Here is a 25,730-nt window from a genome sequence, read left to right as displayed (position 1 = left end):
GGCGCTCCTGACGCACAACAGGGACGCCCGATATGCACGCCTTTGATTCTTCCAGATTGCCTCTTCGCCTTGCCACGGTGCTCCTGGCCGGGAGCGCCCTTGTCTCTTCACTGCCCGCCATGGCGGCCGCCGGCGAGCTGGCCGAGGATGCCGAGGTCGTGCCCGGCCAGCTGAGCGAAATCACCGTGACCGCGCAGCGCCGCGTGGAGAACAGCCAGGATGTGCCGCTCGCCATCAAGTCGCTCGATGCCGATGCTCTGGCGCAGACCGGCTACACCGACTTCACCGATATCCAGTACATGGTCCCCGGGGTGCAGTACGATCCCACCCAGGGCGCGGCCTTCCAGATCCGCGGCGTGGGCAGCCGCTCCTTCGACTTCTCGAACGCCAAGTCGGTGAGTGTCGTCGTCGATGGTGTCGTGATGGACGGCCAGCGGGCCAATGGCCTCATCGGCATCACCGACATGGCGCGCATCGACGTGCTGATGGGGCCGCAGGGCACCCTGTTCGGCAAGAACGCGACCTCGGGCGTGATCTCGGTGACGACCCGCAAGCCCGAACTGGGCGTCACCTCGCTGTCGGCCAGCGGCAGCTATGGCGAACATGACGAGCGTATTCTCAACGCAACCCTCAACGTGCCGCTGGGGCGCGACGTTGCCTTGCGCGTGTCGGGCTTCGATCAGGCTCAGGACGGGTTCGGGCGCAACGTCACGCTGGATCGCACGATCGGTTCGACCCATGAATACGGCGGCCGTGCGCGCCTGCTGGTCGATGCCGGACCGGACCTGGAGTTCATCGCGCGCGCGGACTTTGCCCGCCACTGGGATTCCAGCGTACGTACGCCTGCTGGCAACCAGCCCGAGAACGTGGCGCAGATGCTTGCCGAACTGGGCGTGTTTCCCGATGGACGCAGCGCCGACACCGCCGATGGCAGCTTTGGCGAGATCACGACGCGCGAATACGGCGGCTCGATGGAGGTAAACCTGGGCCTTGGCGAGCATCAGCTCAAGTCGATCACGGCCTATCGGGAAACCGCCTACGACAACTCGACGCCTGTAAACCTGCTCCCGCTGGACCAGTACGCCTACGTGCCGTTCAATCTGGGCGAGCTGGATACCAACAAGTTCAGCCAGGAATTCCAGCTGGCCTCGCCCACAGGCGGGTTCGTGGAATATGTCGTGGGCGCCTTCTACAACAAGCTGAACGCGCAGCAGACCCAGCTGCAGTGGGCGACGCTGGGCGCGCCTGTCTACGATGCGAGCGGGGACCCGGTCGCGCCGCTGCTCTACGCGATCACGGGCGCGGCAGGGGTGGCCGATGCCAACACCTCGCTGTTCGATTCCACGAACGAGACCGCGGCGGCCTTCGGGCAGGTCACGCTCAACTTCACCGATCGTTTCAACCTGGCGCTGGGCGGGCGCTACACCCACGACTGGAATTCGCAGAGCCTGGACTTCATCTGGCTCGATCCCGAGCCAATCACCGGCTACAATCCCACCTTTGTGGGCACGAGCCCGGCGCCGGTCTATCCCGATGGCAAGGTCACGGGAGGGAACTTCTCCTACCGCATCGCGCCGACCTTCCACGTGAGCGAGGACGTCATGCTCTACGCCACGTACTCGACCGGGTACAAGCCGGCGGGCATCGCCTTTGTCGGCAACGACTACAGCCCCTACCGCAAGGAAACCGTGAAGGCCTGGGAAGCGGGCATCAAGTCCGAATGGTGGGACCGCCGCCTGCGCGTAAACCTCGATGTGTTCCTTTCGCACTTCAAGGACTTCCAGACCACCATCCTGACCACCATTCCCGATGGGCAGGGCGGTGAACTGCAGGCGACCACGATCGGCAATGCGGGGGCCTTGCGCACCAAGGGCGTCGAAGGCGTGATCGCGCTGGTGCCGGTACCCGGGCTGACCCTCAATGGCTCCTTCACCTACACCGATGGCGAGTTCACCGACTACGTCTACAACGAGACGACCGACTACACCGGCACCGCGCTCACCAATTCGCCCAAGTTCTCCAGCATGGTTTCGGCCGATTACGAGCACACTTTCGCTTCGGGGCTGGGCGCTCGTGCCCACGTGGACTACGCCTGGCGCAGCGAGTACTGGACCGTCACCGGCCAGCCCGACTACTCGCATGTCGATGGCTATGGCCTGGTCAACGCGCGCGTGACCTTCACGCTGCCCGACAGCAACATCCGGTTCGGCGCCTATGCCCGCAACCTGTTCGATACCTACTACTCGACGGGTTTCCAGAACTACGGCGCGGTCGGGATGCTGCACTACACCTCGCCTTCGGCGCGCCGCACGCTGGGCGGTTTCATCTCGGCGGACTTCTGATGCGGGGCCGGATCACACGGACCCGCGTGCTGGGGAGCGCGTTGCTGGCGCTCCCCCTCTTCGCAGTGAGCGCGCAAGGCGCCCCGCCAGCGCCACGTGCCGACACGCCCGAGCGCATCGATGCACCGGACCTGCCGGGCGCGACGCCGATCAACCATCTCCAGGTCCTGGGAACCCACAACAGCTATGCGCTGCCGGTCGACCGGCGTCTGGTCGAACTGATGCGTCCGCGCTTCGAGGCCATGCTCGCGGCTTTCGATGCCCTGCCCGAACAACGCCGCGCGCTGATGGCCGAGGAGCATCCCAACGGGATCTCCTTCGACGATGCGCTCAATTACCTGCACCCCGACCTCACCACGCAGCTGGACCTGGGCATGCGCAGCCTGGAGCTTGACGTGAACCCCGATCCGGAGGGGGGACGCTATGCCGATCCCGCCGGGTATCGGGCCTTACGCCGGGAGGGCATCGCGCCGGAATTTGCCATCGACGAGGCGGCCTTGTCCAAGCCGGGGTACAAGGTGCAGCACATCGTCGACTACGACTTTCGCAGCCATTGCCCCCTGTTCGTGACCTGCCTTGCCCAGATCCGCGACTGGTCGGACGCGCATCAGGGGCATGTTCCGCTCTTCATTCTGGTCGAGGCGAAGAGCCAGGGGCGCAAGCTCTTTGCCGATTCCGCCGAGCCGCTGCCCTTCGACAAGGCCGCCTTCGACGCGCTCGATGCCGAGATACTCTCGGTCTTCGACAGGTCCCGGATCATCACACCCGACGATCTGCGCGGGCGGTATGCCACGCTCAACGCCGCGGCTCTGGCTGGAAACTGGCCGCGCCTGGAGAGTGCGCGCGGAAAGGTGATGTTCCTGATGATCACCGCCAACGGCCCGCAGGGCGCGGCGGCCTATCTGGAAGGCCATCCCTCGCTTGCCGGGCGGGTTGCCTTCCTGCGAGCCAACCCGGGCGAGGATCATGCGGCCTTCCTGATGTACGACAACGCGATCGTGCGCGAGGACGAGATCCGCAAGGCTGTGGCCGAGGGTTACCTCGTCCGTACGCGTTCCGACATCGAAACCTACGAGGCAAAGACCAACGACATGACCCGCGCCAATGCCGCGCTGGGCAGTGGCGCCCAGATCGTCTCGACCGATTTTGAACGGCCGGGCAATGTCTATGGCACACCCTATCTGGTCCGCCTCCCAACCGAAGACAGCGCGGCGGCGCGGCTGAGCCCTGCGGCCGGGGAGCCGTGAACAGAGCCACTTTCCGATGGCCATGCAGCCCATTTGAAGGGGGCGGTTCGGGTTCGGACCGCCCCCTTTTTCGTTGCAGGGTCAGGCGCGCGGCTAGAAGGCGGCGCGGGCGCCCAGCGTGACCGCGCGTCCGACTAGCGGGGCGCGGTAGCGCAGGGGGCTGTTGTGCGCGCGGGCCTCGGTGTTGGTGAGGTTCGTGGCGTCCACGAAGATCTCGATGTCGTGCGTGGTCAGCGGCAGCTTGTAGCGCGCATGGGCATCGACCAGCCAGTAGCCCGGGCTCGCGGTCTCATCCTGCGAAAAGCGGGTCTGCCGGGCAAAATGGACCGTGCCTGCCGAGACGCGCCAGCGCGCTCCGGTGAGCGCGGCATCGGCGCCATAGCGCGAAACCGGCATGCGCGGCAGGTATTCGCCATCGAGCTGGCGGCGGTAGTATTCGGCGGTCCACTGTGCGTTCGAGGGATAGTCGAAGTTGAACGGGCTGTAGTCGTCGGGGGCGTGGAAGCGGGGCTTGCCCAGCACGTGGTCGGCGAAGACATGGAGTTCCAGATCGCCTGGGCCCACGTCGGCCACGCGCAAGGTCGCCTCGCCTTCGATGCCCTTGAAGCGCGTGTCGCCCTGGCGCCACTCGCGCACCGGCAGGGTGCGGCTGATGCCGGTGTTGCCGAGGTAGATGTAGTCATCATAATTCACCCGGTAGCCGGTCACCGAGAGCGTGAACGGCGTGAGGTCCAGCGTTCCGCCCAGTTCCCAGGTCTGTGAGCGCTCCTTGCGCAGGCGGCCATCGCCCTGTTCATCGGACAGCGAGGCGAAGTGGTTGCCGTTGGCGTAGAGCTCGTTGACCTCGGGCGCGCGCTCGCCCAGCGCATAGCGGGCGTCGAGGTGCAGCCAGGAGAGCGGTGTCACGCGCAGCGCGCCAAAGGCATTCCACAGCCGGAAGTCGCGGTCCTGGGCATAGCTGACGCCGAGACCGCGGCCATCGCGCACGGTGGTCTGGTCGAGGTCCTGCTCGATCCAGTCATGGCGGCCGCCTGCGCTCAGGCGCACAGGGCCAATGGTGAGACGTTCCAGCGCGAAGAGCGCAAGCTTCGTCGTCTCGACACTGGGCAGGTAGGCCGTGTCGCTGCGGGTCTCCAGCTTGCGGTGGTTGATCTCGCCGCCAACGACGCCCGAAAGCGGGCCGAGCGCGGCCTGCGTCAGTTCCAGCCGGACGGTGTCGGAGTGGATGTCAAAGGCGCTGGCGTCGTTGCCGTCGATGCGTTCGCGGTCGTGGCTGCGCACCGAACCTGCGCGCAGGCGCACGGCGGCAAGGCCCGGCAGCGGCGCATAGAGGACCCCGTCGATATCGAGGCGCAGCTGCTCGGCCGCGATGGCGATAGGCGAGGGGGAAGGGCTCGCGGGCGTGATCGACTGGAAGCCGGGAACGCCGTAGTCGCTGCGATAGTAGCCCGCCGCGAGCCCGAAATAGCCCTGGCTGCCGACATGGCTTGCGCCGAGGTTGACCGCGACTGTCTCGAGCCCGCTGTTGACGAGCTTGCCCTTGCGGCCCGGCGCCGGGTCCTCGATGATCTGCTGCTCGGGGGGCGTCGCATCGACATAGCGGCCCTGCTGCGGATCATAGGCCCACTGCGGGCTTGCGGTGCGCACCTGGCAGATGCCCTGCAAGGTGACGTTCGTCACAAGGTCCGCCCAGCTGCGGCATTCGTCGGCCTTGGCAAGGCCGGGAATGTCGAAGTCGCCGGCATGGCGATAGAGCATGTCGGCATGCCAGGCGAAGGCGTCCTTCCCGCCGTCGAGCCGGGCCATGGCGGTTGTCGGCGTGTTGAACCCACCGCTCACTTGCGCCCGACCGGACAGAGGGGCCTTCGCGGCGCTGCGGGGGATACGTCCATCGCGCAGGTTGACCGCGCCGCCGATGGCGTGGCCGCCGTAGAGCACCCCGGCACTGCCATTGAGGACCTCGATCGCGTCCGCGAGGAAGGGCTCGATCGGCGCGGCATGGTCTCCGGTGATGCCCGACATGTCGTCAAGCGCGAGGCCATTGAGGCGCAGCGCGACGCGGTTGCCAGCCTGCCCGCGGATCTGGGGGCGCCCGGCGATGGGCCCCTGGTAGCTGTTCTGGACGCCGGGCAACCGGGCGAGAGTTTCGCCAAGCGATTGCGAGCGGTCCTCCTCCAGCGCCGCGCCTGCAAGTACGCGCGCCGGGGCCCCTGCAAGGTCGCTGGCGCGGGCAACCTCTGCGCGCTCCCCGGTGACGAGAATGTCGGTGTCGGGAGCCGGGGCGGCCAGCGCTCCGGAATGGGGAAGAAAGAAAGCTGCCGAACCGGCGAGCAGGGTAACGTGTCGCATGGCGTCCCACCTGTTTCAAAAGGAAGCGCCTTCAAGGGATGTTATGTTATAACGTCAACTTTTAAGGGTGTTTTTTCCACGACTACCGTGGCTTGGGATGCCGCCATGCCCGGCGATGGCTCGGATATCGGCGGGTCAGGACGCCCTGGCGACCGGCTGGCGGACACTTCGATCTCCAGCGTCTCACAACTTCAGTCTCTCTCCATGCGGATGCTTGCGCGGCGAATAGTTCGTGTCACGAATTTTTCGCCGCAGTCCCGTCGACCGGACACGAAACCCTGAGCAGTCTCTTCACTGCCCCGGGCGAGCACATGGCGTGCCGCAAGAACGAAAACGGACGGGGCCCGGGTACGCCAATTCACGGTTCAACGGGCTGAGGACTTCGGAGCTTCACGAGGGCTCCGAAAGGCGCCGCATGTGCGTCCGGTTCCTGCATGAGGGCAGGGGCCGGTGCGCTGCGGGTTTGAAGAAAAGAAGCTCTTAGGGGGTAAAGCATGATGTTTAAGCACACGAGCCGGCTGCTCTTGTCGACAGTCGCATTCGCGCCGCTGGTTCTCGGGGGAGCCCAGGCGGCCCATGCCCAGGCTACGGCGCCTGCGGCCCAGCAGGGCCCTGCGCAGTCCGGTCTTGGCGACATTGTCGTGACCGCGCGCAAGCGCAAGGAAAGCGCGCTTGATGTTCCCATCGCGATCAGCGCGCTTTCGGGCGAGGACATCCAGTCGCTCAACGTCCAGACGGTCGAGGATCTGACCGCGGTGACGCCGGGCATGAACCTCAACAACTCGATCACCGGTTCGGGCCGTTCGGATCGCAGCCAGACCGCTCTCATCATCCGCGGCATGGCGCCTTCGCGCGGCAACCGCACCAGCTCGACCTTCATCAACGGTATCCAGGTCTCGGACGGCACCGTGACGGGTGTGTTCGATTTCGAACGCGTCGAGGTGCTGAAAGGCCCGCAGAGCGCCTACTTCGGCCGCCAGACCTTTGCCGGCGCGATCAACATGGTGACCGCCGAGCCGACCGACTACTTCACCGGCTATGTCAGCGGCCTTGCCGGCACGGACGACTACTATGACCTGCGCGGCGCGGTCGGTGGACCGATCATCCAGGACGTCCTGAGCTTCCGCGCCACGGGCCGCTACTTCACGCGGGACGGTTCGTGGAAGAACAACGCCGAGCCGGGCAAGACGCTGGGCGACCAGAGCACCCGCAGCGGCACGCTGCAGCTCAAGTTCACGCCGAGCCACAACTTCACCGTCAACCTGTTCGGCATGGTCGCCAACGACGATGACGGTCCGGGGGCCACCGGCGTGATCCTGGGCTCGCAGTCCAACTGCAACCTGGGCGCCGAAGACCTGCCCTACTTCTGCGGCAAGCTGCCGGGCCTGCTGCCGGGCCAGCCCAGCGCACGCACCGAGGTCAATGCGGGCGTCGCCAACATGCTCGAGAACTACTCGCCGATCATGAACCAGGACGAGCAGATCGACCACTTCGGCATGACGCGGGACAGCAACCACTTCAGCGGCGTTGCCGAATACGTCACCGATGGCGGTACCTCGATCACCAGTCTGACCGGCGTGAACCGCAATTCCTGGACGGTGCTCTATCCGCTCAACGCCTATGCCTCGCCCTACGAGAACACCTTCACCTCGGGCGAGTTCGCGCAGGAGTACACCGACTGGCCGCTGATGATCCAGCACGAGCAGAAGGACTTCTCACAGGAAGTGCGCATTGCCTCCAACCAGGACGGGCGCTTCCGCTGGATGTTCGGGGGCAGCTACCTGTGGGCCAAGGGCTACGAAGGCTACTCGGAGATCTACTACTTCACCGGGATCAACAGCGCCTTCTCGTCCACCAGCGAGAACAAGACCTGGGGCGGGTTCCTGGGGCTGTCCTATGACATCACCGACAAGCTGACCGTCGACTTCGACGCGCGCTACCAGTCGGACAAGGTCATCAGCCGCACCGGCGATACCGACGACATCGTCTACCAGCGCATCTACAACAGCTTCCTGCCGCGCGTCAGCCTGCGCTACAAGCCCGACCTCGACACCATGGTCTACGCCACCTACTCGCGCGGCGTGAACCCGGGGCTGGGCCTCGACCCGCTGGAATCGGCCGATCCTGCCTTTGTCGACGATCTGATCGCGATGGGCGTGACCCGCGGCGTCAGCCCGGAATACCTCGACAACTTCGAAGTCGGCTTCAAGGGACGTTTCTTCAACGACCGGCTGATCGTCTCGGGCGATGTCTACTACGACATCTGGACCGACAAGATCACCGAGCAGACCCTGATCATTCCCAACAACAGCGGCGGCATGCCCGAAATCTCGTGGTTCTTCACGAACATGGGCAAGGTGACGCTGAAGGGTATCGAGCTTGACCTGACGGCACGTCCGATCGACGCCCTCACGCTGACCGCACGCGGGGCGATCAACGACACCAACATCGATGAAGGCCTGTGCTCGACCTGCGCGCAGCTGACGGGTTCGGACGACGTCTCGGGTCAGAGCCTGCCGTTCGTCTCGAAGTACTCGGCACAGGTGAACGCGGAATTCGCGCAGGCCTTCGCGCCGATGCCGGACTACGAATGGTACCTGCGCTCGGAGCTGTCCTACAAGTCGGGCGTCTACGAAAGCGAAGGCAACTTCGCCAAGACCGACGCCTCGACCAAGGTCAACTTCCGCGTGGGCCTGCGTTCGGACAACGTGTGGATCGAGGGCTTTGTCACCAACGCCTTCAACGACAAGACCTACACCAGCGTCCAGCCCAACTGGGACCTGTCGAACCCGAACGCGACCTTCCAGGAAAAGGACGTGATGTACGTGGGCCTTCCGCAGCTGCGGACCTGGGGCGCGCGTATCCGCTACGACTTCTGATACCGATCCGATCTGCAGGGGCCTTCCACCGGTCCCTGCCATCGGTTCCTGCAAATGCCCGGCGTGCCTCGTGCACGCCGGGCATTTCGCGTTGGGCAAAGCGTAGAGTTCGGTGGCGGTGCGAAGATACGAAAACGCCCGCCCTCCCAGGACCGGGAGGGCGGGCGCGGGTATCGTCTGAAATGGGGCGCGGTAAGGCTTAGCGGCCGAGCGAGCGTTGCGTCAGCGTCAGCTCGACCGGGGCGCTGAGGTCCTGCGCGGAATGGCCCACAGCGAACGTGTAGCGCCCAGCGGCCTGGACAAAGGCCCCGTCCTGCCAGTTCGCGAGCAGGCGCGGGTCGAGGGTGATCTCCACCTTGCGGGCTTCGCCCGGCGCCAGGTCCACGCGCTGGAAGCCGACGAGGCGGCGTGTCGCCCCCTTCGGGCCAGAGGTGAGATAGAGCTGGACCACGTCCGCGCCGGCCTTTGCTCCGGTGTTGCGCACCGAGACGGAGGCCGTGGGCGCGCTGCCGGGAGCCGCGTTCACGCGCAGGTCCTCATGGGCAAAGCGGGTGTAGCTCAGGCCATGTCCGAAGGGGAACAGCGGGCTCAGGTCCTTCGCGGCGTACCAGCGGTACCCGACATCCGCGCCTTCGGTGTACTCGACGACAAGGCGCGTGCCTTCGGGTTCGCCAAGGCCCGGGATTTCCGGGCGGACCAGCTGGCTCTCATCGCGCGGGAAGGTGACGGGCAGGTGGCCCGAGGGATTGGCCTTGCCGGTCAGGATGTCGGCGATGGCGGCTCCGCCTTCCTGCCCCGGATACCAGGCCTCGATCACGCCCTTCACCTTGTCCAGCCAGGGCATCTTGATCGGGTTGCCCGACTGGATCACGACCACGGTGTTGGGATTGGCCGCGGCAACCGCCTCGATCAGCGCGTCCTGGCCTTCGGGCAGGGTCAGGCTGCCGTCGAGCGCCTCGCCCGACCAGGCCGTGACGAAGACGATCGCGATCTCCTTGCGCGCCGCGAAGCTGGCGGCGGATTGGTGGTAGTAGCCGCTGTCGAACTCCACCTGCGTGTCGGGCAGGGCCTCTTTCAGGGCCTTGAGCGGGGAGGAGGGGAAGTAGACGGCCTTGGCCCAGCCGCCCCAGCTCTCGCGCCCGCCGATGGGCAGGGTCGCGACCTCGCCTTCAGGGGTGACCTGGCTCGATCCGCCGCCGGTCATGACGCCCATGTCGGCATGGCCGCCGATCACCGCGATCGACTTTGCACTGGCGGCAAGAGGCAGGATATCCTCGGCGTTCTTGAGGAGGACGATGCCCGCAGTCCCGGCCTCGCGCGCGACCTTGGCATGGGCCGCGTAGTCGATGGGAGCGGGCTCGCTGGTGAACGGGGCGTCCGCGCCAACCGCATAGACCGAGCGCAGGATGCGGCGCACAGCCTCGGACACGCGTGCCTCGGGGATGCGTCCTTCGGCGACGGCCTTGCGCAGGGGCGCGCCGACGTAGACATCGGGGTCGAGCTGCGAGCCGGACTGCTGGTCCATCCCGTTGACCACCGACTGGAGGCTATGCACCGCGCCCCAGTCGGACATGACCCAACCCTTGTAGCCCCAGTCCTCCTTGAGCACCGTGTTGAGCAGGAACTCGTTCTCACAGTCGTACTGGCCGTTGACGAGGTTGTAGCCGCACATCACCGCGCCCGGCGCGCTCTGTTCGATGGCGATCTGGAAGGCGAGGAGGTCGCTCTCGCGAAGCGCAGGCTCGGCAATGTGGGCATCGAGCGTCATGCGCAGCGTCTCCTGCGCGTTGAGAGCCATGTGCTTGATCGTGGAGACGACCTTCTGGCTCTGGATGCCGCGGATCGATCCGGCGGCCATGAGCCCTGTAAGCAGCGGGTCTTCGCTCAGATACTCGAAATTGCGGCCATTGCGCGGTTCGCGGATGAGGTTGCTGCCCCCGCCGAGCACGATGTTGAAACCCTTGGCGCGGGCTTCCTGGCCGACCACGGCGCCGCCGCGCTCGGCCAGCTCGGGCGAGAAGGTCGATGCCAGCGAAATGCTGGCGGGCAGAGCCGTCGACCAGTCGCCCTTGCGGACCTCGGAAGGGTTGGTGACGCCAAGGCTGGCGTCGGTCTCGTAGAGGGCGGGCAGGCCAAGGCGCGGGATTGGCGGGACATAGCCAACCGCCGGATGCGCGCCCTCAGGGACCTGCGCAAGGCCGGGGAGGTCCAGCGCCATGGGGCTGTCGAGGTAGCGGTAGCGCTCCTCCTCGGTCATGGCCTTCTCGGTTGCCCGGGCCCGCGCATCGGGATTGTTCGTGCCCGCCGAGGCCGGGCCGGAGATATCCTGCGCGCGCTGGGCCTGTGCTAGCGCGGTCGAGGAGAGGCTTGCGGACAGGAGAAGAAGTGCGGCGTTGAGGCCGGACCGGGGTGTCATGGGGCAGATGGATCCTTGCTCGATTGGGGGGCGACGCGACGATGCGCGCTATCGAGCACCAGCCTCCCCCGGCAGGACGCAGCAAGGCAAATGGCGGCTCGCCTCTGTCCATGAAGCGAACATTGCGCCGCGTTCAAGGCGCTTGCGGGCTGTCCTTTTCCATCAGGCGCCGGGCGGGGTGCCGGCGTCCTGGTCCTGGGGAAGGTCGATGGGGGTGGCCTGGCAGATCGTGCGCAGCGCGTTCTTGAGACCTTCCTCGATGGTGGGGTGGTAGAAGGGGAGGGAGAGAAGCTCGCTTGCCGTGCGGCCCTCCTGGATCGCCCAGGCCAGCATGTGCGCGAGGTGCTCGCCTGCGGGTGCGACCATGTCGGCGCCGATCAGCCGCCCGTCAGGCGCTGCGGCGTGGAGGGTGAGCAGCCCTGCGTTGCGGCCCTCGACACGGGCGCGCCCCTGGTCGTCGAAGTTGGCGGTGCCGGTGACGGCGCCTTCGTCCTCAGGCGCGCCGATGGTCGCGACCGTGGGCTCTGTAAAGATCATGCTGAAGGGGACATGGCGCTCGGCCGCTACCGGGGCCGGGTAGGCGGCCGCATTGCGCCCGGCGATGGCACCATCATGCGAGGCTTCGTGCAGGAGGGGGAGGTCGGAGGCGACGTCTCCTGCGAGGAACACCGCGCTGTCGCCGCAGCGCATGGTGCGCCGGTCGTGAAAGGGGACGCCCTTGTCATCGCAGGCTATCCCGGCTGCCTCGAGATCAAGGTCGTCCAGCTGCGGGGAGCGGCCCATCGCGGCAAGCACGAGATCGTACTGCGCTTCGCCGGCGTCGCCTTCACCATGGGACCATTCGATCCGCGCGCCGTTGTCCTCGGCGTGGGGTGTCACCTCGACGCCGAGCTTGAGGTTGAGATCGGCGGCGATGATCGCGTGCAGGCGTTCGTGAACCCGCGCGCAGCGCAGGCCGCCCATGCGCGTCGCGCGGTCGAACAGTGTAGTCTCGACGCCCAGGTGCGCGAAGGCCTGCGCGAGTTCCAGACCAATGGCGCCCGATCCGACAACCGCCAAGCGGCGCGGCAGATCGCGCATCTCGAAGATGCCATCGCTGGTGAGCACCCTGTCCCCCAGTGTCGCGAAGGCGGGGGGCAGGACCGGGGCGGAGCCGGTGGCGATGACGACCCGGTCCGCCGCGACACAGCGCCCGTCGTCAAGCGCCAGACGCCCCGGCGCGGTGAAGCGGGCGCGGGCCTTGACCGCGATACCGGCGGGCAGGTCCTCGAAGGACTGGCGGGTCAGGCGGGCAAAGCGGTCGCGCTCGGCACGCACCCGCTGCAGGACGGCGGGGCCGTCGATCGCGATATCGCCAACCTCGATACCGAAGGGCCCTGCCGTCCTCACCGCGCGGGCCCTGTGGGCCGCGGCGATGAGGAGCTTGGAGGGCATGCAGCCGACGGTCGCGCAGGTCGTCCCGTTGAAGGCCGGATCGATCAGCAGGGTCGAGGCGCCATTGGCGCGCGCGGCGCGTTCGGCTGCGAGGCCGGCGGTACCGGCCCCGATCACCGCGACGTCGCAATGGAGCGTCTCGCCCATATCAGCGGGCGATCTTGATCGACTTGATGTTGACGAACTCCTTGAGGCCCTCGGGCCCATGCTCGCGGCCATAGCCCGAGCTCTTCACCCCGCCGAAGGGCAGGTTGGGCGTGGCGATATCGAAGGTGTTGATGAACACCATGCCGGTGTCGAAGTGGGTCTTGGCCAACTCGCGCGCGCGCTCGACATCGCGGCTGAAGATACCCCCGCCAAGGCCGTAGCGGCTGGAATTGGCGATGCGCATGGCCTCGCCATCGTCCTTGGCCTTGATGATCGCGGCGGCCGGGCCGAACAGTTCGTCCTCATAGGCGGGCTGGCCCGGGGCGACATCGGCGAGCACGGTGGCAGGGTAGAACCAGCCCTTGCGCTCGGGCACTTCGCCGCCGACGACAAGGCGCGCCCCCTTTTCGACACTCTTGCTGACCTGCTCGTGCAACTGGTCGCGCTGGCTGCGGCTTACAAGCGGGCCGAGCTGCGTGTTCTCGTCGGTCGGATCGCCCAGCACGATGGCGCCGAACTTCTGGGCGTAACGCTGCACGAAGGCGTCGTAGTTCTTCTCGGTGACAATGAAGCGCTTGGCGTTCACACAGGTCTGGCCGTTGTTGTAGAGTCGGCCCTGCACGCAGGTGTCAACCGCCAGATCAAGGTCGGCATCGTCGAGCACGAGATAGGCATCGTTCGAGCCCAGTTCGAGCACGGTCTTCTTGACCTGCTCGCCCGCCTTGGCCGCGATATGGCGCCCGGCCTTGTCGCTGCCGGTCATCGTCACGCCGCGCACCAGGTCGTTCTCGATGATCGCGTCGGACTGCTCGTGCGTGATGCACAGGACCCCGAAGAGCCCTTCAGGAAGGCCCGCCTGCTCGTAGATCTCGCGCAGCAGGAGCCCGCTGCCGGTGCAGTTTTCGGCGTGCTTGAGGAGAACACCATTGCCCGCCATCAGGCTGGCGATCGAATAGCGCACGGCCTGATAGGCCGGGAAGTTCCAGGGCTGGATCCCATAGACGACACCGATGGGCGCATGGGTGACGATGGCCGTGGCACCATCGACCTCGCGCTCTTCATCGGCAAGCGCCCTTGGGCCTTCGTCCGCGCTGTAGTCGCAGATTGCCGCGCACAGATCTACCTCGTCGCGGCTGTCGCCGATCAGCTTGCCGGTCTCGCGCGTCATCAGCGTGGCCAGCTCATCCTTGCGTTCGCGCAGGGCCGTGCCGATGGCGCGGATCACCTCGGCGCGCGCCTCCAGGCTCTGCAGGCGCCAGTCGAGGAAGGCCTGATGGCAGTCTTCGACGACCTTGGTCGCCTGCGCGTCGCTCATGTAGGCGTAAGTATCCAGCACCTCTTCGGTGAGGGGATTGACGGTCTTGATGCGTTGTTCGCTCATGGCGTTTCTCTCGTATCTTGAGGGATGGGCACCCGCGGAAGGTCATCCGTGGCGGGCGCGGTGCTTGGCGAGGGTCTTCTCGGCGGCCTCGAGGGCGTGGAGCACCTCTTCATGCCAACCTGTCTCCGGGAGTCCGCGCACCGCCGAATGGGCCGCGCACACATAGGGTGTGCCCGACCATTCCCCGGCGATCTGCCGTGCCCAGCGGGCGAAGGCATCCGCCGCGCCCGCCCGGTGCTGCAGGGCTTTGCCCAGCATCGGGTGGAAGCGCAGCCGCCCCTGCGGCAGGACCTTGCCCAGCACGCCCGGCGCCTCGAGGACACTGAGCGTGTCGTCGACGTGGACGATGCCGCTGCGCAAATGGCGCACCAGCACCGAGCCGGCGTGGACCGACGAATCCGGCGTCACCAGGTCGACCCCCTCAGGCACCGAGAAGGCGAGGTCCTCGGCGAACTCGGCCTGCGTGGCGGCATCCTCGATCACCCCGTCCTGCCAGCGCAAGTGCGGGGCCTGTTCGCGGTGCCGCCGCGTCCCCACCAGCCGCGCCTCGGGAAACAGCTTGTGGACCGTCTCGCAGTGCAGGGTGTGGAAGGGATGGACGTTGAGAATTGCGTCGATCGCTGCACCATTGTCGGTGAGCGCCTGCAACTTCGCACGGTCCTCGGGCGTCAGGTCATAGGAGTCGAGGACAAGGAAACGGCCATTGGCCCTTTGAACCAGCGACATCTGCGTGCCGACATCGAGAACCCCTGCGATCTTGAAAGACCCGCGGAAGTTCCAGAACCCGTCGGACAGCTGACGCATGGCTTGCCTCCTTGCTGGCAGGATCGGCCCGGTGCCGACCCTCGCTCTTGGTGGGGGAACGGAAGAGGCGGCCTTCGAGTTCCATTTTGGCCTATTAAATTGTGCGCAATATAAATTGCGCAAACCTTTGAGCGGGCGGGGCCATGCGCTATCGTTGCGCGCGATGCGAACGTCCCTGAATGCCCCTGACCCGCGTGAGGACCCTTTGCGCCTCGATCACCAGCTATGCTTCCAGTTCTACGCGGCGAGCAACCTGATCGGGCGGCTCTACGCCCCGGTGCTCGCGCGGCTGAACCTTACCTACCCGCAATACCTTGTCATGCTGGTGCTGTGGGAAGAGGACGCACAGAGCGTAGGTGCCATCGGCAAGCGGCTGCATCTCGATACCGGCACGCTGACGCCGCTCCTTAAACGCATGGAAGCCCTGGGGCACCTTTCGCGCCAGCGCGACCGGGAGGACGAACGCCGCGTGCGCGTCTCGCTGACCGCAAGCGGGAAGGCGCTGCGCGAAGAGGCGCTCCACGTCCCGGAGATCATGACCCGGGGGCAGGACCTGGAGGAACTCGACGCCCTGCGCCGCACGCTTGCCGGTGTCGTCGAAGCGCTCTGTGGCGGGAAGGCTCAGGCCTGATCTTCGGCGCTGAGCGCCGAGTTCTCGAGCTTCAGAAACCGGCCTCGATGGCGATGCGGATGGCTTCGGCCACCGTGCGGACATCCAGCGCGCGCAGCACGGCGGCGCGGTGCATCTTGACCGTGCGTTCGGTCACGCCAAGCTCGAAGGCGATCTGCTTGTTGAGCTGCCCCTGCGCCAGTGCGCGCAGGATCTGGCGCTGGCGCCGGGACAGCCCCTCGATCCGGGTGCGGGCCTGTTGGTGGCGGCTGGCTTCGGTGTCATCGATGGCCATCTGCGAGCCGAGGAAGAACTGCACGTCGCCCTCCTCGTCGAACAGGGGCGCCACCATCACCGCGTTGCGAAAGGCGCTGCCGTCCTTGCGGTAGTTGATGAGCTCGACCATTGCGGGCCGGGTTTCGGCGACGGCCTCGCGCAGCATCGCGGCCTGTTCGGGTTCGGTGCCGCGCCCGCGCAGGAAACGGCAGTTGCGCCCTATGACCTCTTCGCGCGTGTAGCCCGTCAGCTCAAGAAAGGCCTCATTGCAGGCGACGATCGGATTGTCGGCCCGCCGCGGGTCGCTGACAACGGCCGCGACGCGGCTGCTCGCAATCAGGGAATCGGGATCCATCGGGCTCGGTACGGCTGCTTTCTTCACGTTTGGCCATATCGCAGAGCTTGGCGCGGACGCCTAGAACCTTTCCGGAAGAAAGCCACCTGCGCCGGGTCGGCGGCAAACCGGACGAGAGATATCATGAACATCATGGATGCAGCCTTCCTCGCGGATCATGCCTGTGACGAGGAGTTCGAAGACACCCGCGAGACGGTGCCCGATGACGTCCAGGACGCGGTGCGCACGCTGCTGCGTTGGGCGGGGGAGGACCCTGATCGCGAGGGGCTTCTCGACACGCCCGCGCGCGTTGGGCGGGCCTGGAAGGAATACGGCAAGGGATACGAGGAAGACCCGGCCGTCCATCTGGGGCGTACCTTCGACGAGGTGGGCGGCTATGACGAAGTCGTGCTTCTGCGCGACATTCCCTTCCATTCGCACTGCGAGCATCACCTTGCGCCGATCACGGGCACGGCCTCGATTGCCTATCTGCCGCGTAATCGCGTGGTCGGCATTTCCAAGCTGGCGCGCGTCCTGCACGGGTTTGCGCATCGCCTCCAGATCCAGGAGCGCCTGACCGCGCAGATCGCCGAATGCATCCGGGACAACCTGGACCCGCTGGGCGTGGCGGTCGTCATCAAGGCCAGCCATGGCTGCATGACGGGCCGCGGCGTGCGCACGCATGGCGTGGACATGGTGACGAGCAAGATGCTGGGCTGCTTCCGCGAGGATGCGGGCCGTCGCCGCGAAGTCCTGGCCCTCATCGGCGGGGGCAAGGGCTGACCATGCGCATTGCCATCGTGGGAGCGGGCATCGCCGGGCTCGCCTGCGCCGGGCGCTTGTCCGGGCTTGCCGAGATCGTCCTGTTCGACAAGGGCCGCCGTCCCGGAGGGCGCCTGACCTCGGTCGTGACGGACATTTCTTCGTGGGATCTGGGAGCGCCGTTCTTCACCGCGCATGACCCCGATTTCCAGGCCGAAGTGGCGCGCTGGCAGGAAGCCGGCTGCGCGGCGCGCTGGCCCGGCGGCCCGCGCGGGGCCATGGTCGGCGTCCCTTCCATGGCCACCCTTGTCGCCGAGCAGAGCAAACGCTTCGACGTGCGGTTCGGTGCGCGGGTCCAGGCTCTGGTTCAGGGCGAGGACGGCTGGAGGATCGAAGGGGAGGGCCTGGACGCAGAACCCTTCGACAGCGTCGTCGTCGCCGTCCCGGCCGAGCAGGCCGCGCCGCTCCTGTCCCTGCACGATCTCGATGCCGGGCTGGAGGCCGCCTCGGTGCGCTCCACGCCCTGCTGGTCGGTCATGGTCGCGTTTCCCTGGGATATCCCTGCGCCCCGTGCCTTCATGGAGGATCTGGGCATTTTCTCCGCGCTCGCGTGCAACGCCTCCAAGCCCGAGCGGGGGGCCTCGCAGGGGTGGGTGCTTCATGCCAACGCGGCGTGGTCGCGCGCGAACCTGGAATGCGAGGCTGAGGATGTGGCGGAGCGGATGCTCGCCGCGTTTGCGCAGGCGCTCGGCACGGAACTGCCCGCGCCGACCTTCCTGAAGGCGCACCGCTGGCGCTTTGCGCAGCCTTACGGGCAGTCGGGCCGGGTCCTGTGGAACCTGGACCAGCGCCTTGGCGCCTGTGGCGACTGGTGCCGCGCGCCCACGGTGGAAGGGGCCTGGCTTTCCGGTGTGCGGCTTGCCGATCAGATGCGCGCGAGCCTGCCGGAGCTGATCACCCAGGTGGCGGCCCTGCACGAGGCGGGTTAGCCATGGCCGCGATGCGCAAGAAAGCCGACCTGCCGAGCAAGATCTGCCTTGCGTGCGGGCGCCCTTTCACCTGGCGGCGCAAGTGGGCGCGCGTCTGGGATGAGGTGAAGTACTGCTCGGACCGCTGCCGCCAGAACCGCAAGGCGCCCTAGCCGCACGGCCGTCAGGAACGCCGCATCCCTCAGGAAATCCCGATGACAACACTTGTGCCCGTGCTGGGCGACCAGCTCTCTCTCGACCTGTCCTCGCTTGCGGGGATGGAGGCCAGGGACTTCGTGGTGCTGATGATGGAGGTCGCGGACGAGACGACCTACGTGCGCCACCACAAGAAGAAGATCGCCTATATCCTTTCGGCGATGCGCCATCACGCGCAGGCGCTGGTCGAGGCAGGCTATACAGTCGATTACGTACGCCTCGACGATCCCGAGGCCAGCGACAGCTTCACAGGCGAGATTGCCCGCGCCATTGCCCGCCATGACCCAGAGCGCATCGTCGTGACCGAGCCGGGCGAATGGCGCGTGGCGGCCATGATCGAAAGCTGGCAGACCCTGTTCGGCCTGCCCGTCGAGATCCGCGCGGATACGCGGTTCCTGTGCTCGCATCGCGAATTCGAGGACTGGGCGGCGGGCCGCCGCGCCCTGACGATGGAATTCTTCTACCGCGAGATGCGCCGCAAGACAGGGCTCCTGCTCGACGAGGGCAAGCCTGCGGGCGGGCAGTGGAATTTCGACAAGGACAACCGCCAACCGGCCGACGCCGACCTCTTCATGCCCCGGCCCCTGCGTTTCGAGCCCGATGCCATCACCCGCGAGGTGCTGGCCCTCGTTGCCGAGAGGTTTGCCGACCATCCCGGATCGCTCGAAGATTTCGACTACGCGGTCACGGCCGCCGATGCGGAGCGGCAGGCGGCGAGCTTCTTCGCCAACGCCCTGCCCGATTTTGGCCGTTACGAGGACGCCATGCTTCGGGGCCAGCCGTTCCTGTGGCACTCCATCCTCTCGCCCTACCTCAATTCGGGGTTGCTGGACCCGCTCGACCTGTGCCGCCGCGCGGAGGCCGAGTACCGCGCGGGCCGGGCGCCTATCAATTCGGTCGAAGGCTATATCCGGCAGATCCTGGGCTGGCGCGAATACGTCCGTGGGATTTACTGGCGTGAGGGGCCTGAGTACGTCGAGCGGAATTTCCTCGACCACCGTAGGGACTTGCCCGCCTGGTTCTGGACGGGCGAGACGGACATGCAGTGCCTGCGCGAGGCGATCGGCCAGACCCTCGCGACAGGGCACGCGCATCACATCCAGCGGCTCATGGTGATCGGCAATTTCGCGCTTCTCGCGGGCTGCGATCCCAAGCAGGTCCACGAATGGTACCTGCAGGTCTATGTCGATGCCTACGAATGGGTCGAACTGCCCAACACGCTGGGCATGAGCCAGTTCGGCGATGGTGGTCTGCTCGGTTCCAAACCCTATGTCGCCTCGGGGGCCTACATCAACCGCATGTCGGATTACTGCGGGACCTGCGCCTACAACGTGAAGGAACGGGTGGGCCCGGCGGCATGCCCCTTCAACGCGCTGTACTGGCATTTCCTCGACCGTCACCGCGACAAGCTGGGCGACAATCACCGCATGGCGCTGACCTACCGCAACTGGGACCGGCAGGACGAGGACATCCGGGAGGGTATCCTCGCGCAGGCACGCGCGTTCCTTGCGGGCTGCGCATGAGCGCCTGCGCTAGCCATGCCCGTATCGCCAGGCGATGAAGGCGATGATCGCGACGACCGTGGCGATGTAGAGGATCGAGCCCGCCTTCGCGAGCCGTGCGGCATCCTCCGGGCGATCCTTGATCATCAGCGCGTCGTGCGAGATGCCCACCAGCATCGCACCCAGGCAGACCGCGAAGAAGGCATAGAAGATATATTCGATGGCGACCGTGTAGCCCACGGCGGGCAACTGGCTGTTGAGCGAGAGCAGAAGCACCGCACTGGTCAGGATTGCGGTGATCGGTATGTTGATACGCTCTCGGAACAGGTTGGTGGGAAGGATCAGCGTGGCAAAGACCACCAGCACGAGCAGCAGTAGCGGCGTTAGCGTCTTGAGGATGTAGATGGCGTAGTCCCGTTCCAGGAGGATCGCGGCGTTGAACCCGGCGTAGGTGATCGCCGCGTTGTCCTGGAAGCGTAGGGGATTGCCGAGGGTGGAGGTGGTCGAGCGCGAATCCACGAAATAGCGCATCCCCTTCTGCGACCATTGCTCGAGGCCGCCATAGGGATCGAGCCGCGCCGGTGCGATGGTGTCGACCTTGGCAAGGCGCAGGCCCGCCGTGTCGATGACATAAGTGACGAGATCGCTGCGCTGGCGGTTGTTCTGGAACCGTATGAGTAGTTCCTGGCGGTCGAACGGGTAGTCGTGGAGATTGAAATCGAACCGGAAATCGCCCGAGATGCGGAACAGGCGATAGGTCAGCGTGTCCTCGGGCCCCACGCCCAGAGGCCGCGCAAATCCGGGTGGCAGCTTGTAGGCGCTCGTTTCCCTGGGGTCGGACGCGTCAAACAGATCGGGATCGGCCAGCGCGGGAAACTCGATCTGGGTCGGAGTATCGTCGCCGACGAAGCGCATCCACAGATTGAGATCGGCGGTGAACGTGCCGTTTCGGATATCCACGCGATCAATGGTGTTGAGATCGATCCCGGTATAGACGACTCGCTGGCGCCAGTAGTGGCGTGCTCCGATCCGCACGACATCGCCCCGCTCAATCAGGTCACCGATGTCGAGCAGGTCGGGCCGTTCGATCGGGATCATCTGCTGGGGTGAGGTGGCGAAGCGGCCGAAGACGAACGTGCCCATGCGCGTCGGACCGGGAATGTTGCGCTGGGGATCGAAATAGAGCGGGCGGGTCAGACCCTCGACGCCGGTTGCGGGGCTGATCATCTTGGCGAGTGCCTGGCGGACCCGTGCCCGGTCGGCCTGCAAGGTGTCGGTGCGGCTGGCGATCCCGGCCCGGCGGATCGCCTCGATCATCATCCTCGTCGCATCGTAGGAGCCCGCCGCCACCCAACTGGGTACGCGGCCTGTCTCCTCCCGATAGCGCCTCGAAAGCGCCTGCGCCTGTTCTCCGGCGCTGTCGAAGATCAGGGGCGAGGCGGCGGACAGATTGCGGCTGAAATAGCCCGGCTCGCGCCGCTCTTCGGGCTCATCCTTGAACCGTTCGAGAAACTCCGGACCTCCGGCCCCGCCTGCGGCGATCACCATGTTCGTGATGCCGTTGCGCCGCAGCGCCATCAGCATGTCGGCCATATGGTCGGCCCCGGTTCCGATCACGATCATCCCGGCATCGCCGCGGCGCGCGATCCGCTGTGCCAGGGCATGGCTTGAAGAGGCGCGCAGTCCCGGTATCGTGTCGAAGGTCCAGAGCCTGTAGTTCGCGGCCTCGTAGGCACCGGTAAAGCCCTGCTGGAAACTCTGGCCGAAACTGTCGCTGGACGTGACCAGCTCGACAGGGGCCCTGGCCTGGAAGACGGCGAGATACTCGGCGATGGATCGCCCTTGCCCGGAGGCCGTTGTCTGGGCGCGGAAATACCATGCGTTGTCCCTCGTCAGCTCATCGACGAACGAGGTCCCGGTAAGGGCCGGTATTCTTGCCGCGCGATAGCCAGGCCCCGCCGCGAGGGAGGCGGTGGAGAGATAGTGCCCCAGAACCCCCACGCAGTCGCTCGCGGCGATTTCGCGTACGACGCCGCGTGCGCCTTTTGCGGTGCTGGTATCGTCGAACAGCTTCAGTTCGATCCGGCGCCCTGCCACACCTCCGGCCGCATTGGCCTGCGCCAGGGCGATGCGTGCCGCCGAAAGGCTCTCCTGTCCGGCCGAAGACGAGGGACCCGTCAGCGAATTGGCAAGCGCGATGCAAACGGGCGCAGGCCGTCCGAACAGGAACGCGGCAATCCCTGCCACGCCCGTGAGAAGAAGCAGGACGAGGGCAAGCAAGATCGCCCGCTTCGTCTGGAGCCAATGTCGCACCATAGACATGCGCGGAGAGGAGGCTGGCCGCCTCCACCCACGGGGAGAGGAGCGCAGCCTACCACATCGGACCCGTTCGGTCACCGCACGCCGATCCCGTGAGGGTTTTATGGATATGCCTGGGCGGCTATTGCGGCTGAGGCATCAGACTCGTGGGTAGGTCTATGTAGCGATGGCCCCTGGCCATCAGGCGCCGGGGATAGCCCCGCCATCGACCGGGATCGCCACTCCGGAGATGGCCGAACTGCGATCTCCGGCCAGGAAAAGCACGGCGTCTGCGATGTCCTTTGCATGGGCGAGTTTGCCCAGGGCGCTGAAACTTTCCATGCGGGAAAGGAAGCCGTCCTTGTCGTCATCGCCGGTCATGTTGCCCATAAGCATGCTCGTCTCGACCGCTCCGGGCAGAACCGCGTTGATGCGGATGCCGTACTGGCCGGCGGCGCGGGCCGCGGTCCTGGTCGTCATCAGCACGGCGGCCTTCGAGCCGCAATAGGCCGCCCCCGTGGGGCTGGCCGAGATCGACATTCCCGAGCCGATGTTGACGACCGCGCCCTGGCAGCCGCGTGCCTTCATGCGGCGGATCGCATGCTTGCAGCCCAGAAACGTGCCGTCGGCGTTGACGGCGAAGTGCTCCCGCCAGGTTGCCAGTTCCATGTCCTCGAAGGGGATGTTCGGCCGGTAGATCCCCGCGTTGTTGACCAGCACATCGAGCCCGCCGAACTGCGCATCGACAATGTCCATGAGCGCGATCCAGGAGCGTTCGCAGCTGACGTCCAGTTGATGCCGCACGATGCGGCCTTTGCTGTCGCTGTCAGGCACCTCCCCGGCGGTCGCGGCGCTGTCCTTGAGATCGGCCGCGATCACCGTGGCACCGCCTTGGGCAAAGGCCTCGACGATGGCCGAGCCGATGCCCCCTGCGCTCCCCGTCACGATGACGGTGCGACCTGCGAAAACCTGCTCAGCCATGATGCTCCATCCTCCAGAAAACCGATCCAGCTCGTTGCCTGCCGCACGTGCCTTCAAAACCCGAGTACCGCCGAACGCCACCCACAAACTATCCGGTAGGCGAGAACATATTTACAAAACAATGACTTGCATGAGCAACTTCAAGAGCACTCCGCATCTGTCCGTGATGCACCGAGGGATGCAATCGATGTCCTGCGCATCCGTCCGGGCGTTTATAAAAATGCGAAAAAGGTTCAGGAAACTATGAAGGTATCTCTCGGCAAGCTGCTGCTTGCGGCCTCGGCGCTCACCGCTATCCCCCAGCTGGCCATCGCGCAGGAAAGCGAGCAGGAGGACGGCTTCAACGAGATCGTCGTGACGTCGCAGCGCACCGAGCAGCGCCTGCAGGACGTCCCCCTCAGTGTCACCGCGATTTCGCCCGAAGAGATCGCCACCCGGCAGATCCTGGCACCGACCGATGTTGCGCGCCTGGTGCCCAACCTCAAGCTTGATGGCGTGACGGGCGGCTCCGCCGGTCTCAAGGCCTATATCCGTGGCGGTGGCGGCACCGACGGTGGCTATGTGATGTCCGAGGCCGAAGTCGCGCTCTACGTCAACGATGTCTACAACGCACGTATGCAGGGCGCGCTGATGGACTTCGCCGAGATCGAGCGGATCGAGGTCCTGCGCGGCCCCCAGGGCGTGCTCTACGGCCGCAATGCGTCGGCGGGCGCCATCAACATCATCACCAAGCAGCCCGCCGACGTGCTGACCGGCACCGCGCAAGTGGGCTACGGCACCTGGAACGAGCGCCGCGTCAAGGGCTACCTGTCGGTTCCGCTCAGCGCGGACGGGGAATGGGCCGCGTCTGTCAACGGCATCGCGCGCAAGCGCGACGGGGGGCGTCAGTACAACCCGACGCTCGGCAGGAAGGTGGGCGCCGAAGACTTCCAGGGCGGCATGTTCGACCTTGCCTACAAGGGCAGCGACGTCACCGCGCGTCTGAACGTGTACTACATGGACCTTGATTCCGACGGCCAGTGGTCGGTCAACACGGTCACGGACGGCGAGGGCAACATCACCCCGCTCTCGGGCTCCTACCGCACCGTGCTCTCGCCTGTGGAATCCTATACCGCGGTGACCCAGAAGGGCGCCTCGCTCAAGCTGACGGCGAACTACCCCGGAGGCACGCTGACCTCGATCACCGCCTATTCCGAGCTTGACGATGCGTGGCGCCAGGACTTCTCGGGCGGCGTCTACCCTGCCATGCTCGGCATGGACGGGGATACCCCGCTTGCGCTCATGGACCGCGAGAGCATCTCGCAGCAGTGGCAGTTCAGCCAGGAAACCAACGCGACCGGCTCGCTGGCCGATGACCTCATCGACTACGTGATCGGCGTCTATTATTTCCACGAGAACGGCGACCAGGTGATCGACACCACGACGTTCTTCGTGCCCTCCACCACCAACTTCCATGCCAAGACGGACGCCTGGGCGGGCTATGGCCAGTTCACTCTCAACGTAAGCGACGAGCTCGCCTTCATTGCAGGTGGCCGCTACACGCTCGAAGACAAGGAGTTGAACGCCGACATCGACGGTCTTCCGGCGATCAGCCGCGATCACTACGAGAAGTTCACCCCGAAGCTGGGCGTCAATTTCACGCCGCTTCCCGACCTTCTGGTCTATGGCTCCTACTCGGTCGGCTTCAAGTCGGGCGGTTACAACGGCCTGGCCTCGACCGCGGCCCAGCTTGCCGCGGCCTTCCGTCCGCAGACGACCGACGCCTTCGAAGTGGGCCTCAAGACGGACCTTGGCCGGACGCTGCGCCTGGCCGTCTCGGGCTTCGTCAACAAGGTCCAGGATCGCCAGGAATCGGTCAGCCTGGGCGATGGCGGGTTCCTGATCGAGAACTACGATCTCACGATCAAGGGCATCGAGGCGGAGATTGCCTGGAAGCCGGTGCTGGGTCTGCAGATCTGGGGTAACGGCTCGCTCAACGACGGCAAGTACCGCAACGTACCCGAGGGCGCGTCGCTCACGGGCAATGTTCCGCCGTTCCTGCCCGACTATCAGGCGACGATCGGCTTCGATTACAACTTCGATCTGGGCGAGGGCACGGTGAAGTTCGGCGCGGACGCGAATTTCCGCGATGCCTACTTCTCGACCGCCGATAACCTGGGCATCGGGGCGGTCGATTCCACCCAGATCGTCAACGGTTATGTGGGGTACGATATCGGGCCCTGGAAATTCCAGGTGGCAGGCAAAAACCTGTTCAACCAGATCAACTGGCAGACCGGCTTCGGCTTCTCGGTCGTCAACCCGCGCTTCATGACCGATCCGCGCACGGTCCTTGGCACGGTCCGCTACAGCTTCTGACGCCCGCCGAGCACGGGCGCACGACAGTCGGGGTCGGCGATGGGGTGGACCATCGCCGGCCCTGCGATTGTGGGGCTTGGATGTCGGGCTTCCATTCTTGTCGTATCGGGTGCGATACGGAACGTCTTTCGAGCTTTGCAGTCCCTCATTGCGCTATGGCGGGCGATACAGGTACCTCGGCCTTGCCGTAGCCCTCGGCCAAGTCGGAAGGTGTCGGCCCGAGTAGCGCCTACAATGCCGACCTGGGACACGAGAATGACCGCCGTCAGACAGGGGGCAGGGAATCGTCAGACCCTTTTTTGGACAAATGAATAACCCTTGCCTCACAGGCGTGCTCATGGGCCCCTGTCGCTGCCACCGTACTCGTCTGGTTCCGATCAACAAATCCTGAGCCTAGGGAGAGCGGCGAAGTCATCAAGCCAGTCCTGC

At 65.9% G+C, this 25,730-nt stretch carries 17 protein-coding genes; 9 read left to right on the top strand and 8 right to left on the bottom strand.

What is annotated here, in order from left to right:
* Positions 1–32: 32 nt before the first annotated feature.
* Entirely contained in the window at positions 33–2,342 is a 2,310-nt protein-coding gene (locus MTR65_RS12125) for a TonB-dependent receptor (RefSeq protein ID WP_243800508.1), read from the top strand.
* Positions 2,342–3,589, top strand: a complete 1,248-nt coding sequence (locus tag MTR65_RS12120; protein WP_243800505.1) for a Ca2+-dependent phosphoinositide-specific phospholipase C — start codon at positions 2,342–2,344, stop codon at positions 3,587–3,589. Before MTR65_RS12125 ends, MTR65_RS12120 begins: the two co-directional genes overlap by 1 nt.
* Positions 3,590–3,682: 93 nt before the next feature.
* Here MTR65_RS12120 and MTR65_RS12115 read toward each other — a convergent pair whose 3' ends face one another.
* The gene (locus MTR65_RS12115) at positions 3,683–5,938 is read right to left on the bottom strand and encodes a TonB-dependent receptor (RefSeq protein ID WP_243800503.1); all 2,256 of its coding nucleotides are present in this window, start codon (positions 5,936–5,938) and stop codon (positions 3,683–3,685) included.
* 494 nt (positions 5,939–6,432) lie between these two features.
* Between MTR65_RS12115 and MTR65_RS12110 the strand changes: the two genes are divergently transcribed.
* Positions 6,433–8,817, top strand: a complete 2,385-nt coding sequence (locus MTR65_RS12110) for a TonB-dependent receptor (protein WP_243800500.1) — start codon at positions 6,433–6,435, stop codon at positions 8,815–8,817.
* A gap of 199 nt (positions 8,818–9,016) precedes the next feature.
* On the opposite strand, the gene MTR65_RS12105 is transcribed toward MTR65_RS12110, so the two are convergent.
* From MTR65_RS12105 to MTR65_RS12090, 4 genes are all read right to left on the bottom strand, one after another.
* The gene (locus MTR65_RS12105) at positions 9,017–11,233 is read right to left on the bottom strand and encodes a beta-glucosidase family protein (RefSeq protein WP_243800498.1); all 2,217 of its coding nucleotides are present in this window, start codon (positions 11,231–11,233) and stop codon (positions 9,017–9,019) included.
* 162 nt (positions 11,234–11,395) lie between these two features.
* The gene (locus MTR65_RS12100) at positions 11,396–12,814 is read right to left on the bottom strand and encodes a dihydrolipoyl dehydrogenase (protein WP_243800496.1); all 1,419 of its coding nucleotides are present in this window, start codon (positions 12,812–12,814) and stop codon (positions 11,396–11,398) included.
* Between the two features lies 1 nt (position 12,815).
* A complete protein-coding gene (locus MTR65_RS12095; protein ID WP_243800493.1) occupies positions 12,816–14,195 on the bottom strand; it encodes an NAD-dependent succinate-semialdehyde dehydrogenase in 1,380 nt (459 codons plus the stop codon).
* Positions 14,196–14,237: 42 nt separating this feature from the next.
* Positions 14,238–14,999 carry a hypothetical protein gene (locus MTR65_RS12090; protein WP_243800491.1) on the bottom strand — a complete coding sequence of 254 codons (762 nt, stop codon included), beginning with the start codon at positions 14,997–14,999 and terminating at the stop codon, positions 14,238–14,240.
* 163 nt (positions 15,000–15,162) lie between these two features.
* On the opposite strand from MTR65_RS12090, the gene MTR65_RS12085 reads away from it, so the two are divergent.
* Positions 15,163–15,630, top strand: a complete 468-nt coding sequence (locus MTR65_RS12085; RefSeq protein ID WP_243800489.1) for a MarR family winged helix-turn-helix transcriptional regulator — start codon at positions 15,163–15,165, stop codon at positions 15,628–15,630.
* 31 nt (positions 15,631–15,661) lie between these two features.
* On the opposite strand, the gene MTR65_RS12080 is transcribed toward MTR65_RS12085, so the two are convergent.
* Positions 15,662–16,240, bottom strand: coding sequence for a PAS domain-containing protein (locus MTR65_RS12080; protein ID WP_243800487.1), 579 nt, complete (start codon positions 16,238–16,240; stop codon positions 15,662–15,664).
* 132 nt (positions 16,241–16,372) lie between these two features.
* Between MTR65_RS12080 and folE the strand changes: the two genes are divergently transcribed.
* The 4 genes from folE to MTR65_RS12060 are packed head-to-tail and all read left to right on the top strand — an operon-like array spanning position 16,373 to position 19,688.
* A complete protein-coding gene (folE, locus tag MTR65_RS12075; protein WP_243800540.1) occupies positions 16,373–17,002 on the top strand; it encodes a GTP cyclohydrolase I FolE in 630 nt (209 codons plus the stop codon).
* Between the two features lie 2 nt (positions 17,003–17,004).
* Positions 17,005–17,970, top strand: a complete 966-nt coding sequence (locus tag MTR65_RS12070) for an NAD(P)/FAD-dependent oxidoreductase (protein WP_243800485.1) — start codon at positions 17,005–17,007, stop codon at positions 17,968–17,970.
* 2 nt (positions 17,971–17,972) lie between these two features.
* Positions 17,973–18,122: a DUF2256 domain-containing protein gene (locus tag MTR65_RS12065; RefSeq protein ID WP_243800483.1), complete on the top strand. Its 150-nt coding sequence runs from the start codon at positions 17,973–17,975 to the stop codon at positions 18,120–18,122.
* Positions 18,123–18,164: 42 nt separating this feature from the next.
* Positions 18,165–19,688: a cryptochrome/photolyase family protein gene (locus tag MTR65_RS12060; protein ID WP_243800480.1), complete on the top strand. Its 1,524-nt coding sequence runs from the start codon at positions 18,165–18,167 to the stop codon at positions 19,686–19,688.
* 9 nt (positions 19,689–19,697) lie between these two features.
* Here the strand turns inward: MTR65_RS12060 and MTR65_RS12055 are convergent, their stop codons facing one another.
* Both MTR65_RS12055 and MTR65_RS12050 read right to left on the bottom strand, forming a co-directional pair.
* Positions 19,698–21,947 carry an ABC transporter substrate-binding protein gene (locus MTR65_RS12055; protein ID WP_243800478.1) on the bottom strand — a complete coding sequence of 750 codons (2,250 nt, stop codon included), beginning with the start codon at positions 21,945–21,947 and terminating at the stop codon, positions 19,698–19,700.
* 219 nt (positions 21,948–22,166) lie between these two features.
* The gene (locus MTR65_RS12050) at positions 22,167–22,946 is read right to left on the bottom strand and encodes an SDR family NAD(P)-dependent oxidoreductase (protein WP_243800476.1); all 780 of its coding nucleotides are present in this window, start codon (positions 22,944–22,946) and stop codon (positions 22,167–22,169) included.
* Positions 22,947–23,189: 243 nt separating this feature from the next.
* On the opposite strand from MTR65_RS12050, the gene MTR65_RS12045 reads away from it, so the two are divergent.
* On the top strand, positions 23,190–25,301 hold the full coding sequence (locus MTR65_RS12045; RefSeq protein ID WP_243800474.1) for a TonB-dependent receptor: 2,112 nt from the start codon (positions 23,190–23,192) through the stop codon (positions 25,299–25,301).
* Positions 25,302–25,730: the final 429 nt, after the last annotated feature.

The organism is Novosphingobium mangrovi (assembly GCF_022818885.1).
In the GTDB taxonomy this organism is placed as follows: domain Bacteria; phylum Pseudomonadota; class Alphaproteobacteria; order Sphingomonadales; family Sphingomonadaceae; genus Novosphingobium; species Novosphingobium mangrovi.
Note: the sequence above shows the minus strand (reverse complement) of the source record. Positions and strands in the feature narration are given on the sequence as shown.